We start from the raw sequence: 17,320 nt of genomic DNA, 5'->3' as shown, positions 1-17,320 counted from the left end.
GGAACGGCGACCGTGACCTGGACCATAACCGACCTTTGCGAGACCATAAACGTGTCGGCGGACTTTAACCTGACCGCTCCTACGGCAGTGACCTATGATGCACCCGTGAATGATGCCTCGACAGCTGCAGAATTTGACGACCCTGATGCCAATGTGGCACAGGCCAACCTAGATGCCGATATTGCTGCTTGGGTTGCTGCCCAAACGGATGCCATTACAAATAGCATCGCAGGTGGATGTAGCCCAAAAATAACCAATGATTTTGTGGGACAGTCCATTTCATTCTGTACCACTGCAAGCCTAACGATAACATGGACCGTTCAGGACCTGTGCGAGACCACAAATCCTACGGCCACCTATACCTTTACACAGCCTGACGGCATAAGCTTTACAAACCCAACGGGAAAGGTCGTGAACTCCTGTGATTTCAGCGTAAACGACCCGATTGCAGGCCAAAACGCCCTGGATGCTGACATTGCTGCTTGGGTTGCCGCACAAACGGACGTTATCACAAACAGTCTTACAGGTGGCTCCCCTGACGTGGCCCATGATTTTGTGGGACAGTCCATTGACCTGTGTGCCGGTGGAAACATAACCGTTACATGGACCATTGACGACATCTGCGAGACCATAAACACGACAGCGACATATACCGTTACGCCTTCTGACCCGATTGCATACATAGCTCCTACAAACCTGGACGCACAGTCATGCGACTTTGCAGACCAAGCGGAAGTGGACACCGCGTTCAACAACTGGGTAGCGGCCCAATCGACCGCCATTGGGCAGACCGGTGGATGTTCCCCTGTCCTGTCTAACGACAGTGCATCGGTTTCCATCCCCGAGCTTTGTACAGGTGGTACGGCAACGGTGACATGGACCATAACCGACCTTTGTGAGACCATAAACCTATCGGCGGACTTCAACCTGACAGCGCCTGTTACAACAACATTCACAAACCCTGTGAATGATACATCAGAAGCATGTGAGTTTGGAACCGATGATTTAGTTTCAGCACAGCAGAATTTGGACGCTGATATCTCAGCTTGGGTAAATGCCCAAACTACAAACATTAGTTCTAGTTTTGCTGATGGTTGTAATCCAGTGGTAAGTAACGACTTCACGAACCAAACGATTGATTTTTGTACTGGAGGTTCAATTACTGTTACATGGACAGTTACAGATTTATGTGATACAATTAATGTAAGTGCAACTTATACCTTCACACAACCTGATGCTGCAGTTTTTGACCAAAACACTTTGCCAGCGGACATAACTGTTGAATGTGATGCCATACCAGATGCAGCTGCATTAACAGCATCCAATTCTTGTGGAAACATAAGTGTAAGTTATAATGAAACCAGAACAGATGGTGATTGCTTAAGTACTTATATTTTAGAAAGAACTTGGAGTGCAACTAATATTTGTGGAGTTACAACAGTGCATGTTCAAACTATAAATGTTCAAGATACTACACCACCTGTATTAGATTTACCAGCAAATGTTACTGCTGAATGTAGTGATGACTTAACACCTATTGCTTTTGGCGAAGCTACAGCTACAGATAATTGTGATGCCAATCCTGTTATAACATTTGTAGACGTTATTACCAATGGCGCATGTCCTGGAGACAATACAATAACCAGAACTTGGACTGCAACAGACGCCTGTGGAAATGTGGCATCGGCAGACCAAACCATTTCAACTTCTGATACAACAGCTCCTGTATTTGACCAAACAAATCTGCCTGCTGATGTGGTAGTTGAATGTACAACAATTCCAGATGCAGTAGTCTTAACAGCTACAGATAACTGTGGCTCAGCAGTAGTAACTGTAGAAGATGTTAGAACTAATGGCAATTGTCCTGGAAATTACGTGGTTACTAGAACCTATACCGCTACAGATGAATGTGGTCTTACAAATACCCATGTTCAAACCATAACGGTTCAAGACACTACACCCCCTGTTTTTGTTGAGGATTTGCCTATTGCAAGATTGGTTGTAGAATGCGACGCTATTCCAGTACCAGAAACACTAACGGCTACAGATAGCTGTGGGTCTGCAACGGTTTCAGTAAGTGATACCAGAACTAATGGAGATTGCCCGAACAACTATACTTTGGCGCGTACTTGGACTGCAACAGATGAATGTGGATTAACAACAACCTTCACGCAGATTATAACCGTTCAGGATACAACACCTCCTGTTTTTGTGGAATCATTGCCAGTAGATATAACAGTGGAATGTGATGCTATACCTGATGTAATTACGTTAACAGCCACCGATAATTGTGGCACCGCCGATGTTACTGTAAGTGACAATAGAACTGATGGAAGCTGCCCAAATAGTTATTTCATTGCCCGTACTTGGACAGCAACTGATGAATGTGGTTTAAACACAACCCACACCCAAATAATAACTGTTGAAGACACAACAGCTCCTGTTCCTGTTACAAACTATGACCAAGTGATTAACGTAAGTTGTCTTGATTTAGAAGATGCTCCAGAATTGGAATTCACTGATAATTGCTCGTCAAATGTTATTGTTGAGTTTGAAGAAACGAATACTTATGAGGTAGATGTGTTTGAAGATTATCAAATCATAAGAACTTGGACGGTGCGTGATGCTTGTAACAACGAGGCAGCATATACCCAAACGGTAAATGTAACATTGGATGAGAATTATTATCAAATTAATGAAAATGACAGATGTTTTGATGATGGCCTTGTGAACTTGAGAAACTTCCTTTCTGATGATGCTTCTACCGGAAGTTGGGAAATTATTGAGGGTAATCCACTTGCAACCATTACTGGTGATATTTTTGACCCAACAGATCTTGAATCTGCATATACAGAGGAATTTAACCCGAATACGGAAGGAATTACCTATGTGTTAAGATATAGAGGTTTTGAAAATGGATGTATCAACATCACAGATGTAACTATGGTTGTTGATGCTAAATGTAAGGTATTGCCTTGTGGTGAAAGTGATATTATAATTTCGAAAGCCATTACACCAAATGGAGACGGATATAATGATACTTTTGACATTGCAGGAATTGACCTTTGTGGATTTACAGCCGAAATAAAGATATTTAACAGATGGGGTGCATTAGTGTACGAATCTGATAACTATACTTTAGGCAGTATCAAAACTTCTGGGTCTAAAGGTGACTGGGATGGAACATCCCCTAAATCATCCGTAGGAAGCGCAGGTAAATTACCGAACGGAACATATTATTATATTATTAATTTACGAGATAGTGGATTGAGTCCTTTAACAGGCCCCATATACCTAGGAACCAAATAAACTTTAACCTATGAAATTTATAAAAAGTAATATAATCGCTATTGCATTGTTTAGCTGTACGGTTGGAGTTGCGCAACAGTTACCGCAATTCACCCAGTACATGTACAATACAATTTCAATCAACCCTGCTTATGCAGGTAGCCGAGAAGCATTGAGCATTGTTGCACTGCATAGAAGTCAATGGGTTGGTTTTAAAGGTGGACCAATAACTCAAACCCTTTCCATTCACACGCCACTGCGTAACGATAGGGTTGGATTAGGATTGTCTTTTATTGAAGATGATTTGGGCCCTCAAAACTTTTCATACCTATACGCTGATTTTTCATATAGTATTCCAACAGGAGATACAGGAAAACTCGCATTTGGTTTAAAAGGTGGATTCACCCAATTTAGTTTTGATACCGATTTTCGTTTGGATCAAGCCAATCAATCAGATCCATTAATTTATGGAACTGAGGATAGGTGGACGCCAAATGTTGGAGCTGGTATTTATTGGAGTACCAATCGCGTTTATGCTGGTTTGTCTGCCCCAAGAATATTGAACAATGATTTTACTAACAAAAACAATGATTTTGAAGCTTTAGAGCGTATTAGTTACTATTTTACAGTAGGCGGTGTTATTGATTTAAGCAAAACGATCAAATTTAAACCTGCTGGATTAATAAAAGCAACAAATGGTGCCCCTGTATCCTACGACCTAACTGCAAATTTCTTATTTAATGAAAAGTTTTGGTTAGGCGGTTCATACAGAATAAACGAACAAACCGCAGCTATTGGTGGTATTGCTGATTTTCAAGTTTCAAGACAATTGCGTGTTGGTTATGCATATGAAAAACCTATTTCAGATATAGCGGATTATACCACAGGCACCCACGAGATTTTACTTATTTATGAATTTAAGTTCATAAGTTCTAAATTAAAGTCCCCAAGATATTTCTAATACTAATTTTTCTATGAATACCAAAAATTACATATTAGTTTGTATTACATTAATGCTGAGTTTTTCTGTGTTCCCTCAACAAGGAAAACAAAAAAGGGCTGATACATTATTCAATAAATTTTCATTTGTCAAGGCCGCAGAGGTCTACAAAGAACTCGTTCAAAACAATTACAACAGAGATTATGCTACACGGCAGCTGGCAGATTGCTATGCACTTTTAAGAGATCCTATAAATGCATCGAGATATTATAAAAGTGTTGTGAAGCAAAAAAATGTGCCTGTTGATTATTACTATAAATATGCACAGTCGTTGCGTGGCATGAAAAAATACGATGAATCCCAAATATGGCTTCAACGATTTAAAGACTCTGGAGGTGTTGTAAATGCTGATGATTTTTCAAAAGACATTAACTTCATCACAAGTGTTTTTGGTGCCAAACAACAGTATTTCCTTGACCGTGTAAGGTTCAATTCAAAATATAGCGATTTTGGTGCTTTTGAGCATGACGGTAAAGTGTACTTTGCCTCTGCCCGAGACGAAGGTGTTGCCATTAAGCGGCTTTATGGTTGGAACGAACAACCCTTTTTGGATGTTTACGTAACAGATGCCAATAGCCGAAGAAATGTTGACCATACTGCAAAATTAAAGGGTGATGTTAACTCCATTTATCATGATGGCCCGGTAACTATTACCAAAGATGGTAAAACCATGTATTTCTCCCGAAACAATTTTAACGAGGATATTGAAATTAAGGACAATAAAGGGTTGACCAATATGAAAATATATAGGGCAACTTTAGTTGATAGTATTTGGACAAGTATTGAAGATTTACCCATTAATGGAGATAATTTTTCAACACAACATGCGGCTTTAAATATTGATGACACAAAGTTGTATTTTTCTTCGGACAGACCTGGCACAAAAGGAGGATCTGATATTTGGGTTGTGGATATTTATCCAGATGGAACGTTAAGAAATTTACAGAATGTTGGAGATATCGTTAATACAGCTGGTGCTGAAGGTTTTCCTTTTATCAATAATGAAGGGGTTTTGTTCTTTTCATCAGACGGACATACAGGGTTAGGAATGCTTGACATTTTTGCAACCATAAAAGATGAGGATAATGGTTCTATTGCCGATGTCATCAATTTGGGGATTCCCGTCAACTCCAATAACGATGATTTTGCCTTCACCATGAATGCAGATGGCATTACCGGTTATTTTGCTTCCAACAGAAGAGGTGGTCGTGGCAGTGACGATATTTATGCCTTTCATAGAGAACCTGTTTTACATGTTGAAGGCGTAGTGACCGATGCCATTAACTCCAACCCTGTTCAAGATGCAAAAATTACGCTTTATGATGAAAATGGTGAAGAAGTAGCCTATATGCTAACGGACGAAAACGGGTATTATCAAATTAACATAGATAGAAATAGAGACTATAAAATTGTGGCAAGTCAGGAGAAATATATTGACGATTACCGCAATTTTACGTCCAAAAATATTCAAACAGAGCTTATTACCATTAATGCCAATTTACTTTTAAATCCGGTTCAAAATGTGGTTAAGTTGGCTAAATTGGATTTGAACACCATTTATTTCGATTTCAATAAATTCAACATTAGGGAAGATGCCAAAGTAGAGTTGAATAAAATCGTGAATTTGATGCAAAATGATTACCCAGAAATGGTCATTCGTATTGAATCACATACAGACTCCAGAGGTAATCTTTCATATAATGATAAATTATCCATCGATAGAGCCAATGCCACTTACGACTATTTAATATCAAAAGGCATTGATCCAGCCAGAATTACCGAACATCAAGGTTTTGGTGAACGAAGATTGACAAACGGCTGTGAAGACGGTGTAAATTGTGAAGAAGAACAACATCAACTTAATAGACGTACACAATTTATAGTGGTTCAAATGGAATAAGTTAATCATTGCCCTCTTTAAAGACACAGTGTCTAAACAAGATTTTTTAATTAATAAAGACCCCATGAAATTAAAAAACCACATACTAGCCTGCCTCTTATCAATCATTGCCTTTATTGGCCATGCACAAGATGGTACTTTAAAAAAGGCCGATAACCTTTTCAATAAATATGCCTTTGTAGATGCGGCAGAAGCATATAAAGAACTTATTGCAAAAGGAAACTATGCAGATTATGCTACACGAAGGCTGGCAGATTGTTATGCCTATATGCGGAAACCAGAAAGTGCTGTGGTATACTATGAAAAAGTAGTTCAGCAAGAAAACGTGCCTATTGAATATTACTATAATTATGCACAGGCATTAAGAGGAGTCAAAAACTATAAAGAATCCAGAGTTTGGCTAGAAAAATTCTACAACGCTGGTGGCAAAATTGAAGAAACCAAATTTAGCAAAGATGGTGAGTTTCTAAATTCAATTTTTAATGCAAGGCATCAGTATTTCCTTAAGGATATTAAATTCAATTCTAAGTTTAGTGATTTTGGGGCCTACGAAAAAGATGGGAAATTATATTTCGTTTCCTCAAGAGATGAGGGTGTCGCCATTAAACGTCTATACGGTTGGGACAAAGAGCCTTTTCTGGATGTTTACGTTTCAGATGAAAAGGCTTTAGATACTGTTAACGCCGATTATAGTTTTAAGCTAGAGGGTCAAGTAAATTCTGTTTACCATGATGGTCCTATAACCATAAGTAATGATGGCAAAACCATGTATTTTTCGAGAACAAACTTCATTAAAAATACATTGAGTAGAGATGACTCTGGCGTTTCAAACCTAAAAATTTATAAGGCTTCATTAATTGATAATGAATGGACCAATATTGAAGAGCTGCCATTTAACAGCAATACCTATTCAAATGGTCATCCAGCTTTAAATGAAGACAGCGGCAAATTATATTTTGCCTCCAATATGCCAGGCGGAATTGGTGGAACTGACCTTTATTATGTTGAAATTAATGAAGATGGTTCCTACGGAAAACCACAAAATCTTGGAATGCCCATAAACACCAGAAAAAATGAGCGTTTCCCGTTTATAAATAACGAAGGAACCCTTTTCTTTTCTTCAGACGGCCATCAAGGTTTAGGTTTGTTGGACGTTTTTGCAGCAGTTCGAGATGAAAGCAATAATATGATTAATGTTGTAAATCTTGGTGTGCCCATAAATTCAAGTAAAGATGATTTCTCATTCTTTATGAATGATGATGGCTTAAATGGATATTTTGCTTCAAACCGAGCAGGTGGCTTAGGTAGTGATGATATTTATGGCTTCAGCAGAATTTCACGAATAAAACTTGAAGGAACAATTTATGACGCCATAAAGAATATTCCGGTGCCAAATGCCATTGTAACTTTAATAGACGTCGATGGAAATGAAGTAGCTTCGTTTGAAGCCGATGAAAACGGAAGGTATGAGATGAATATAGACAGGGATACGGATTACAGTGTTCAGGTTAAAAAAGATGGCTTTTTAAACACAAATACACCTGTAACCTCAAAAGGCATTGACGCAACTGTTTCTAGCATTAGCGTTGATTTCTCGTTAGAACCCATTGCTCCTATCGAAGAAGAGGTAGTCATTACCGATCTTGGGCCAATATATTTCAATTTTGATAGTGCGGCTATTCGCAATCAAGAAACTTCAGAACTGGTTAGAATTGTGGACCTGATGCAAAACACTTACCCAAGTATGACGATTGAAATACAATCGCATTCTGATTCCAGAGGTCCGGCTTCCTATAATCTAATATTGTCTGAAAAACGAGCTAAATCGACTTACAATTACCTTATTTCAAAAGGAATTAATCCAGATAGAATTGTCGCGCAAAAAGGTTTTGGCGAACAAAACTTGGTAAATGGATGTGATGGCACGATTCGTTGCTCTGAGGCCGACCATGCCCTAAACAGAAGAACAAATTTTATAGTTGTTAAGGTAAAATAATACAGAAAGGAAGCATAACACCTTAACCAACTATAGCACAAGACACTTGGCTAAAGTGTCTTCATAAATAGCTTCGTATTGTGGTACAATTTTGTGTAAATCAAATTTCAAAGCTTCTTTCCTAGCGTTAGCTTTGAATTGGTTTAATCTATTTTTATCACTTAAAATATATAATGCATTCTTGGTCATGTCAGCAACATCACCAACATTGCTTAAAAACCCGGAAACACCTTGAACATTCACCTCAGGAATACCACCAGTGTTGCTCGAAATAACAGGAACACCTGATGCCATGGCTTCTAAGGCAGCTAAACCAAAACTTTCAGTTTCCGATGGCAACAAAAACAAATCACTGAAGCGAAGTATTTTATCTATCTCGTTACTTTTACCGAAGAACACCACTTGGTCTAAAATTCCAAGTTCTTGGCAACGCATTTCTACACGTTCTTTTTCGGGGCCTTCACCAATAAACATGAGTTTGGCTGGCATTTCCTTTTGGATATTGTAAAAGACACTAATAACGTCTTGAACCCGTTTTACTGGTCTTAAATTACTGATGTGCGCAATAATTTTTTCATCATCTTTTGCCATTATGGCTCTTTGGCAATCTGTATAGCTTTCATGATTGTATTTTTCCAAATCAATAAAATTAGGGACGACATGAATCTCATTTTTTACATCAAATAACCTAAGCGTGTCCTCTTTTAAACTTTTTGAGACTGCCGTAACCGCATCGGATTTATTAATGCTGAACGTCACCGCTGGTTTGTAAAAAGGATGGTTGCCTACAAGGGTTATATCTGTGCCATGCAAAGTTGTTACAATGGGCAAATAAATGCCTTCTTCATTAAGCATTTTCTTAGCCATATAAGCCGCATACGCATGTGGAATCGCATAATGTACATGAACAATTTCTATTTTATGAAGTTTAACCATATCCACCAATTTGCTCGACAATGCCAATTCATATGGCTGGTAGTGAAACAACGGATATTCTGGAACAGTTACCTCATGATAGTGCACATTATTACTTAAAAGCTCCAATCTTACGGGCTGATTGTAGGTAATAAAATGTATTTCGTGTCCACGTTTAGATAGCTCTAAACCTAGTTCTGTAGCCACTACGCCACTACCTCCAAATGTTGGGTAACAAACAATTCCTATTTTCATAAATTTCAATTTTTCTGATTATTTCATTGCAAAGTTATAATTCCAAAATCGCAATCAAGTTAATCAATTATCGCTTCATAAATCAAGCGCTGTATTTCTGTTCTAATATTTTTTCGAAGCAACAAGTTTTTTCCAGCTTTCGGATAGGTTCTGTTGGCCAAAAATACGTAAACAATTTCTTCATCTGGATCTGCCCACGCATAGGTTCCAGTAAATCCTGAATGCCCAAAACTAGTCATGGAAATACAGCCGCATGTTGGACCTTCATCACCCAATTGGGGTTTATCAAAACCCACTCCTCTCCTATTGTTCTTACTGCAATAGTAACATTGGTTAAACTTGTCGATGGTTTCGGGCTTCAAATAACGCTTTCCGCCGTAAAAACCCCTTTGCAAATACATCTGCATAATTTTTGCCACATCATTGGCATTACTGAAAACTCCCGCGTGCCCTCCAATTCCATTTTGCATGGCAGCACCCATGTCATGAACATAGCCATGAACTTCTTGATACCGATAATAATCATCAACTTCTGTCGGCACAATTCTTTTGTCACTTATTTTATGATATGGATTATACATGGTATAATTTGCACCCAAAGGCTCATAAAAATGACTTTGGGCTAATTGCTCCAATGTTCTGTCGTAATGATGCTCAATAAATTTCTTCAGAATGTAATATGGAAAATCGCTGTACCTGTAGCGCAAAGTTTCCAACAGTTCTGAATCTTTTATAATCTTTGGGATAGAATCTTGATAATCCGTTCTTAAATACAGGTTTTTGGCCACTTCAATATTGAACTCATCACTTCTCTCAGTTCTGTAGTATTTTGGACTTGGGTGTTTGGTAACTGAATCTAAAGTATGGTAATAAAAAGGTTCCCATGGCCGTAACCGAGCATAATGGGACAACATGCTTTTTAATGTGATGTCTTCCTTGTTAGACCCGATATATTCAGGCAAAATCTCCGAAAGTTTCGTATCAAGGGAAACAATGCCTTGTTCTTCAAGTTCCATAAGCAAAGGTAATGTGGCCAAAATTTTCGTAAGTGAAGCTACATCATATATATCATCGAAAATCACTTCCTCTTTTCCTTTGTACGTGTGTTTTCCAAAATTCTTATTGTAAATTACCTTCCCCTTTCTAGCAACCAATAATTGAATTCCGGGGGTCATCATTGAATCTACCGCAATTTGAGCCACAGAATCTACACGTTTTAACTTTTCGGAACTCATACCCACACGCTCAGGCAATGTATAACCAAGTCTTTCAATGGCATTGAGCCTAATACCCTTTCCAACCTCAAAATAAGGTTCTATGGAAACGGGCAATTCTCCTTTGGCTTCAATTGCTCCAAAAATGAGCTGAGCAGATTTTTTTTGGGCTATCACACTGTTTTGATAGCTAACAATAATGCTAGCAATGTTATCAACACTCTTTAAATCTGAAAGTGCATAGGGTTTTACAAAAGCATCTAAAATGACCGTGTTGGTTTTTGCAATTTCTTCAATCCAAGCTACATCCTGATTGGAAAATTCATAACCCTTCCAAGGATTTTCATTAGAACGATGAAACCCAATTATAACCGTGTTATAAGATTTTAATTTTCCTATTAAACTGAAAAGGTTATCTGCCTCGATTAAATGAATCTTTCCGTATTTTTTAAGCTCATCATAAAATAGAGAACCATCGTCATCGCCAAGCTTAACATAGGCTATCGATTTGGTTTCCAATCTTCTCAAAGGAATTAAATCCCGCTCATTCTTTACAACCGTTATGGCGTTTTCAAGAAGCTCTTCATAAAGAACGTCGTCTTTAATCCTATTTAAATCTTTAGACAAATTATAAAGTCCAACAGGTTTGTACTTATTCAACCCCACTTTATATTTTGCCATCAATATTTTTTTAACCGAGTGCGCCAAACGTGCTTCGGAAATGCCTCCGCTGTTAATGGCTTCCACTATTTTTGAAATGCCAACCCCAACGTCTTCAGACATAAGCATAACATCATTTCCTGCCGCAAAAGCAGCTAAATCAATATCTCCCGTTTCACTGAAATCGGCCGCACCTTTCATGGTCAATGCATCGGTAAAAACGAGTCCTTGAAACCCTAATCTTTCTTTTAAAATATCTGTTACAATATGTTTTGACAGTGATGACGGATACCCCTCCCGAGATTCTAAACTTGGCACATTTAAGTGGGCAACCATAACGCTTGAAAGCCCTTCCTTGATTAACGTTTTATAGGGATATAATTCTATGGAATCTATGCGTTTTTCATTGAAACTGATGGTTGGAAGGGTTTTATGTGAATCTTGGTCGGTATCGCCATGACCTGGAAAATGCTTGGCATTGGCCAAAACTCCGCCTCTTTGCATCCCTTTCATGAAAGCCAATGCCTTTTCGGTAACATTATCTCTATCTTCGCCAAAAGAACGGTTGCCAATAATTGGGTTTTGAGGATTGGTATTTATATCCACAACAGGAGCAAAATTAAAATGCACACCTAAACGCTTGCAATGCTCCCCTATCTGTCGGCCAGCTTGTTCGACAAGTTTGTTATCTTTTATGGCTCCCAAAGTCATATTCCAAGGAAAAGCATAGGTAGAATCTAAACGCATGCTCAAACCCCATTCGGCATCCATGCCAATGAGCAAGGGTGTTTTTGAACTTGCCTGCAATTCATTATTTAATTTTGCTTGCCTATATGGCCCACCATTGGAATAAATAATGCCGCCAATATGATCTTCCTTTATAAGATTTATGACCTTATTCTTCGTTTCCTCATCTTGATTGGACATGACTTGTAACATATACAATTGGCCTACTTTCTCTTTAAGTGAAAGGGAAGAGTAAACACTATCAACCCACTTTTTTTGCGCTACACTATCTGAAGTCAATAATGGGTTTTCTGCACTTTGCCCGTAAGTTATGGATACTAAAAAAAGAGAGAGAAATATAAACGAGATTTGACGCATAAAATATTGATTAAGGGGACATTATCAGTATCACTAATAATCGTGCCAAAATAATACTTTTAAAAGGAAGATAAAAAGACTTTAAGATAGATTTATAAAGAAACTATCAACCGTAACTACTTTAAAAAACGGCTGTGCCAACTATCACTTGCGGGTACTTCCCAATTTTCATTGAACTCGGCAATATTGGTCACTAAATTATTGAAAACAATAGTATTTTTGGACACCGCCTTTTCCTTGGCCATTTTTTTGAAGTCAGTAAGTGGCTTATATGCAATAAACTCACCTTGTTTGTAAGAGACATTCATTTTATCCATTAAATCTACATTGTAATCTTTTTCCAATTGTTGAATAAAATGCACCGAGGAATCTATAGAACAACCTGTCGCTTTATTTAAGTTTTGATTTAAACCTATAACTATAAATCGCTTATATTTAATTAAGTAACCAGATTCTAAACCACTCCCATGTGCTGTCCAATTTTCTATAAACACATCCAGCTTCGACTGAATTTCACCAATCTCTTCTTCGGCAAAAGAGCGATTGGCTTGGTATATCCAAACACGCGATTCTTCTGGCAATGTATTAAAATCTACTAGCATTAAACTGATTTATAAATTACGGATAACGATTTTAAATTTTTATAGGGATTATAGATCTTGGGCATTAGCAATTAACTCTGCGACATCCATAACAGAAACATCTCCTTCCTTTTCCTTGGCTTTAACGCCATCGGTCATCATGGTATTACAAAACGGACAACCTGCTGCAATTATTTCTGGTTTTGTATCCAAAGCTTGTTCAGTACGCTCTACGTTTATATCCTTATCGCCTTTTTCAGGCTCTTTAAACATTTGCGCCCCTCCTGCTCCACAACACAAACCAGTACGTCGACAGTTTTTCATCTCTACCAATTCGGCCTCTAGTTTTTCAATTAAATCACGTGGAGCTTCGTAAACATTATTGGCTCGCCCTAAATAACAAGGATCGTGAAATGTAATACGCTTACCTTTAAATTTCCCGCTTTCTACGGTCAATCTGCCATCATCCAATAAAGTTTTTAAAAATTGGGTGTGGTGCATTACCTCATAATTTCCACCCAATCCTGGATACTCGTTTTTAATAGTGTTAAAACAATGTGGGCAAGCAGTTACTATCTTTTTTACTTCATAAGTGTTAAGTACCTCAATATTGGTTACTGCTTGCATTTGAAACAAAAACTCATTACCGGCACGTTTTGCGGGGTCACCAGTGCAACTTTCTTCAGTGCCCAAAACCGCGAATTCCACATTTGCCTTGTTCAACAATTTAACAAAGGCCTTGGTTATTTTTTTGGCTCTATCATCAAAACTACCTGCACAGCCTACCCAAAACAAAACCTCGGGTTGCTTACCTTGTTCCATGAATTCTGCCATGGTTGGTACTTTGATTGTTTCGCTCATATTACATTAATTTTATTCATTCTTCCAATTCAATCGATCCATTTGGTTATAAGGCCAAGGCGCACCGTTGTTTTCAATATTGGTCATCATGTTGTTCAATTCCATAGGCGCAGCAGATTGTTCCATAACCAAATAACGGCGCATATCCATAATGATTGAAAGTGGATCAATACTTACAGGACAAGCCTCAACGCAGGCATTACAAGACGTACAGGCCCATAATTCTTCACGGGTAATGTAATCGTCCAACAACTGCTTACCGTCATCTTTGAATTCGCCATTATTTGCATCAATGTTTTTACCCACTTCCTCCAAACGATCACGAGTATCCATCATAATTTTTCTGGGCGACAGTTTTTTTCCTGTTTGATTTGCTGGGCACTCGCTGGTACAACGTCCGCATTCGGTGCACGTGTAAGCATTGAGTAACTGAACCCAACTTAAGTCCTGAACATCGCTTGCGCCAAATTTTGCTGGAACGTCGGTTTCCGAACCGTCTGCTGGTGCAGCAAATGGATCAAGGTTTGGATCCATCATCATTTTAACCTCCTTTGTTACGGCTTCCAAATTATTGAATTGACCTTTTGGGGTCAATTTCCCAAAATAGGTATTCGGAAATGCCAACAAAATGTGCAGGTGCTTTGAAAAATATAGATAATTCAAGAAAATGAAAATTCCAACGATATGTAACCACCAAGCAGCACGTTCTATAGTATGCAAAGCGGATTCTGACGTTCCTTCAAACCATCCTGCTATATGCTGACTAACAACATTTCCTGAATTTAAGCTTTGAAAATGGACGTCGGTGGCATTCATAACCAAAAAAAACAGCATCAAAATCATTTCAAAATATAAAATGAAATTAGCATCGTTTTTAGGCCAACTAGTCATTTCACTTTTCCAGAAACGAGCCAACTTAATCACATTTCTTCTAATCCAAAAAACAATCACAGCAATAAAAACCAAGACTGCCAATAGTTCAAAAATTCCAATAAAAACACCATAAACAGAAGGCGGAAATACACTAAGGCCTATTCTGTGTGTGCCAAAAAGACCGTCAATGATAATTTCTAAAACCTCTAAGTTTATAACAATAAAGCCTATATAAACAACAACATGAAGCAAGCCAGCTATTGGGCGACGCACCATTTTGCTTTGCCCAAAGGCAATAAGTGTCATGTTGCGCAAACGTTCGGATTTATTATCGCTAACGTTAACATCATGACCAAGCTTAATGTTACGGATGAGCTTTTTTACATTTTTTGCAAAGTAGCCTATGCCAATAAGCAGTATGACCGCAAAAAGTATATTCGGCAAGTATTCCATAGATTAGTTGCTAGGTTCTTCTTGGTAAGGTATTTCTTTTTTTGATAAAATCCTAAAGTAGCGTTTTGGGTGCAATTTTATATCCCGAAGCAGCTCTTCCAGTTCTTTGGTAGCACCTTCAATATTATTGTAAAGCGTTTCATCTTTTAGAAGTTTTCCGATTGAGCCATCACCTTTTTCAACTTTGTCCAGTACCCCGTTTAAACTTGCTAAGGTCTTTTTCAAAGTTTCAATAGTAGCTCCGATATCGGCATCTTTTAAATCCGCCGCTAGGGTTGATAAATCCTCGCTAGTTTTCTTAAAACTCTTTAAGGTTGTGGTAATATTTTCTTCATTCTTGGCAATGAGTCCGTTGACGCTGCTTGAAGTAATTTCAAACGACTTTAAGGTTTCGTTTAATTGCTCCACCGTTCGTTTTAAACCTTTTTCAGACTGGTCGTTTATTACTTTATTCAAACTTACAATAAGCGAATCTGCCGATTTTAATGTTGAATTTAAATCAGTACTTAACCCTGAAAAATTCTTGGAAAGACTGGTAACCAGACCTACTTCAACTTCTGATTTTAAAACATCACCCGGTTTGGCCAATTCGCCATCTTCCCTAACCACAATGGCCAATCCATTACCACCCATCAAACCGGTTTCATAAAGACGAACCACGGAGTTTTTTGAAAATTTAAGCTTTTCATCCACCGAGAATGCCACTCGTGTTTTACCTGTATTAAAATCGTAGATAATGTCTTGAACCTTACCAACGCTATTACCTTTAATAGTAACCGGTGAAGATTTGGTAAGCGCGTTATAATCGAACTCAGTAAAATAAACATTATTGGATTCCAGTAAGTTTATGCCTTTTAAATAGTTGAATCCAAAAATAAAAAGTATAATTCCTAATATTACTAATACGCCTGTTTTTACTTCTTTGTTTATTTTCATCTGGTTGTGTTCGTTATTTTAAATGAACATAAATCATGTAATATATGGCTCATTTCAAAATACATATTCGAAAAACAAATTTAATATAAATTTAAAAAGAACGGCTTTAATTTGAAGTTGATTTTAAAGCATCGGCCAAGGCTATCTTTTCACCATTTTTAAAAGCCACAATAAAACTTGAAGCATATCCTTTTTTTCTAGCCTCAGCCTCAAACGCTTGTGCCTGACAATAGCTTGAAGAAACACCGTAAAAATATTTATAAAGGCTTCCTTCCTTTAACTTTGAAATAGAATTCAGCCCCTTAAAGTTGTAAGGTTTTGGATCAAGAGATTTTGAGCTGGCAGCAATTTGCACCTTAAACACAACATCTTCTGAAGCCGCTTCCTGAATATTCTCCGTGTTTTTAACCAACTCAAAATCACCGACATTTTCATCCAAACTGGATTTATATTCCAAAACTGCATCAGCAATAGCTGTTGACATTTGGGTTTGCCCCCTTTTTGAATTGAGATAACTTCCTTCGCTTTTATAGGTTAAAAAACCTGTTTCAACCAAAACACTTGGCATTACGGTTTGATGCAAAACAATAAAACCAGCTTGCTTAACCCCTCTATTGTTACGTTTTAATATGTTTGTGAATTTGTTTTGAATCAACGAAGCCAACATGATGCTCTGATCTAAATACTCCTCTTGACTCAAAAGGATACTCATAACAGATTCTGGGGAATTTGGATCAAAACCACCGTAGTTTTTTTCATAATCATCCTCTAGAAAAATAACTGAGTTCTCCTTTTTTGCCACTTCAAAATTAGTTTGGTTTCTATGGGTACCCAACACAAAAGTCTCCGTGCCATGGGCTTGTGAATGATGGGAATTGCAATGTACAGAGACAAATAAATCGGCATTAGCCTTGTTCGCAATTTGCCCACGAACAAACAAGTCGATAAACTTGTCTTTCTTACGCGTATAAACCACTTCTATATTGGGATTTTTCTCAAGCTGCTCACCTACTTCCAAAACAATTTTCAATGCAATATCCTTTTCTTTAAAACCATTTCCAATATTACCTGGATCATGCCCTCCATGACCGGCATCCAAAACCACAACAAATTTTTTGGAACCCTTATTTTGATTAACAGGTATAAAAGAAGAAAGTGTTAATACAAATATAAAAGATACGAAAAGTAATACTCTATGCGTTTTCATGTGGTGTATTATAATTTTTTCTATCAGCCTAAAAACCATAACGAATCTTTAATTATGTGCTTAAAACGACCAACAAA

11 protein-coding genes are annotated in these 17,320 nt (G+C 37.8%); 4 read left to right on the top strand and 7 right to left on the bottom strand.

Annotated features, from left to right (window positions below; all coding sequences use genetic code 11):
* The 4 genes from WJN01_RS08335 to WJN01_RS08320 form a co-directional block, all read left to right on the top strand.
* Window positions 1-3,309, top strand: a 3,309-nt coding sequence (locus WJN01_RS08335) for a T9SS type B sorting domain-containing protein (protein ID WP_445196693.1), incomplete at its 5' end; no start/stop codon positions are given.
* Between the two features lie 10 nt (window positions 3,310-3,319).
* On the top strand, window positions 3,320-4,249 hold the full coding sequence (locus WJN01_RS08330; protein WP_445196692.1) for a PorP/SprF family type IX secretion system membrane protein: 930 nt from the start codon (window positions 3,320-3,322) through the stop codon (window positions 4,247-4,249).
* 13 nt (window positions 4,250-4,262) lie between these two features.
* Window positions 4,263-6,188, top strand: coding sequence for an OmpA family protein (locus WJN01_RS08325; RefSeq protein ID WP_445196691.1), 1,926 nt, complete (start codon window positions 4,263-4,265; stop codon window positions 6,186-6,188).
* A 64-nt stretch (window positions 6,189-6,252) separates the two neighbouring features.
* The gene (locus WJN01_RS08320) at window positions 6,253-8,184 is read left to right on the top strand and encodes an OmpA family protein (RefSeq protein WP_445196690.1); all 1,932 of its coding nucleotides are present in this window, start codon (window positions 6,253-6,255) and stop codon (window positions 8,182-8,184) included.
* Window positions 8,185-8,214: 30 nt separating this feature from the next.
* Here the strand turns inward: WJN01_RS08320 and bshA are convergent, their stop codons facing one another.
* The 7 genes from bshA to WJN01_RS08285 form a co-directional block, all read right to left on the bottom strand.
* On the bottom strand, window positions 8,215-9,354 hold the full coding sequence (bshA, locus tag WJN01_RS08315; protein ID WP_445196689.1) for an N-acetyl-alpha-D-glucosaminyl L-malate synthase BshA: 1,140 nt from the start codon (window positions 9,352-9,354) through the stop codon (window positions 8,215-8,217).
* A 59-nt stretch (window positions 9,355-9,413) separates the two neighbouring features.
* A complete protein-coding gene (locus WJN01_RS08310; RefSeq protein ID WP_445196688.1) occupies window positions 9,414-12,332 on the bottom strand; it encodes a serine hydrolase domain-containing protein in 2,919 nt (972 codons plus the stop codon).
* A gap of 116 nt (window positions 12,333-12,448) precedes the next feature.
* Window positions 12,449-12,934 (bottom strand): ABC transporter ATPase, encoded by a 486-nt coding sequence (locus WJN01_RS08305; RefSeq protein WP_445196687.1) that lies wholly within the window; start codon window positions 12,932-12,934, stop codon window positions 12,449-12,451.
* A 48-nt stretch (window positions 12,935-12,982) separates the two neighbouring features.
* Window positions 12,983-13,774, bottom strand: coding sequence for a (Fe-S)-binding protein (locus WJN01_RS08300; RefSeq protein WP_445196686.1), 792 nt, complete (start codon window positions 13,772-13,774; stop codon window positions 12,983-12,985).
* Between the two features lie 12 nt (window positions 13,775-13,786).
* Window positions 13,787-15,100, bottom strand: a complete 1,314-nt coding sequence (locus WJN01_RS08295; protein ID WP_445196685.1) for a 4Fe-4S dicluster domain-containing protein — start codon at window positions 15,098-15,100, stop codon at window positions 13,787-13,789.
* 3 nt (window positions 15,101-15,103) lie between these two features.
* Window positions 15,104-16,036, bottom strand: a complete 933-nt coding sequence (locus WJN01_RS08290) for an MlaD family protein (RefSeq protein WP_445196684.1) — start codon at window positions 16,034-16,036, stop codon at window positions 15,104-15,106.
* Between the two features lie 106 nt (window positions 16,037-16,142).
* Window positions 16,143-17,243, bottom strand: a complete 1,101-nt coding sequence (locus tag WJN01_RS08285; RefSeq protein ID WP_445196683.1) for an N-acetylmuramoyl-L-alanine amidase family protein — start codon at window positions 17,241-17,243, stop codon at window positions 16,143-16,145.
* Between the last annotated feature and the right edge of the window lie 77 nt (window positions 17,244-17,320).

The organism is Tamlana sedimenti, assembly GCF_038148895.1.
Classification (GTDB): domain Bacteria; phylum Bacteroidota; class Bacteroidia; order Flavobacteriales; family Flavobacteriaceae; genus Tamlana.
The sequence above is the reverse complement of the archived record's forward strand: the minus strand, read 5'-3'. Positions and strand labels throughout refer to the sequence as shown.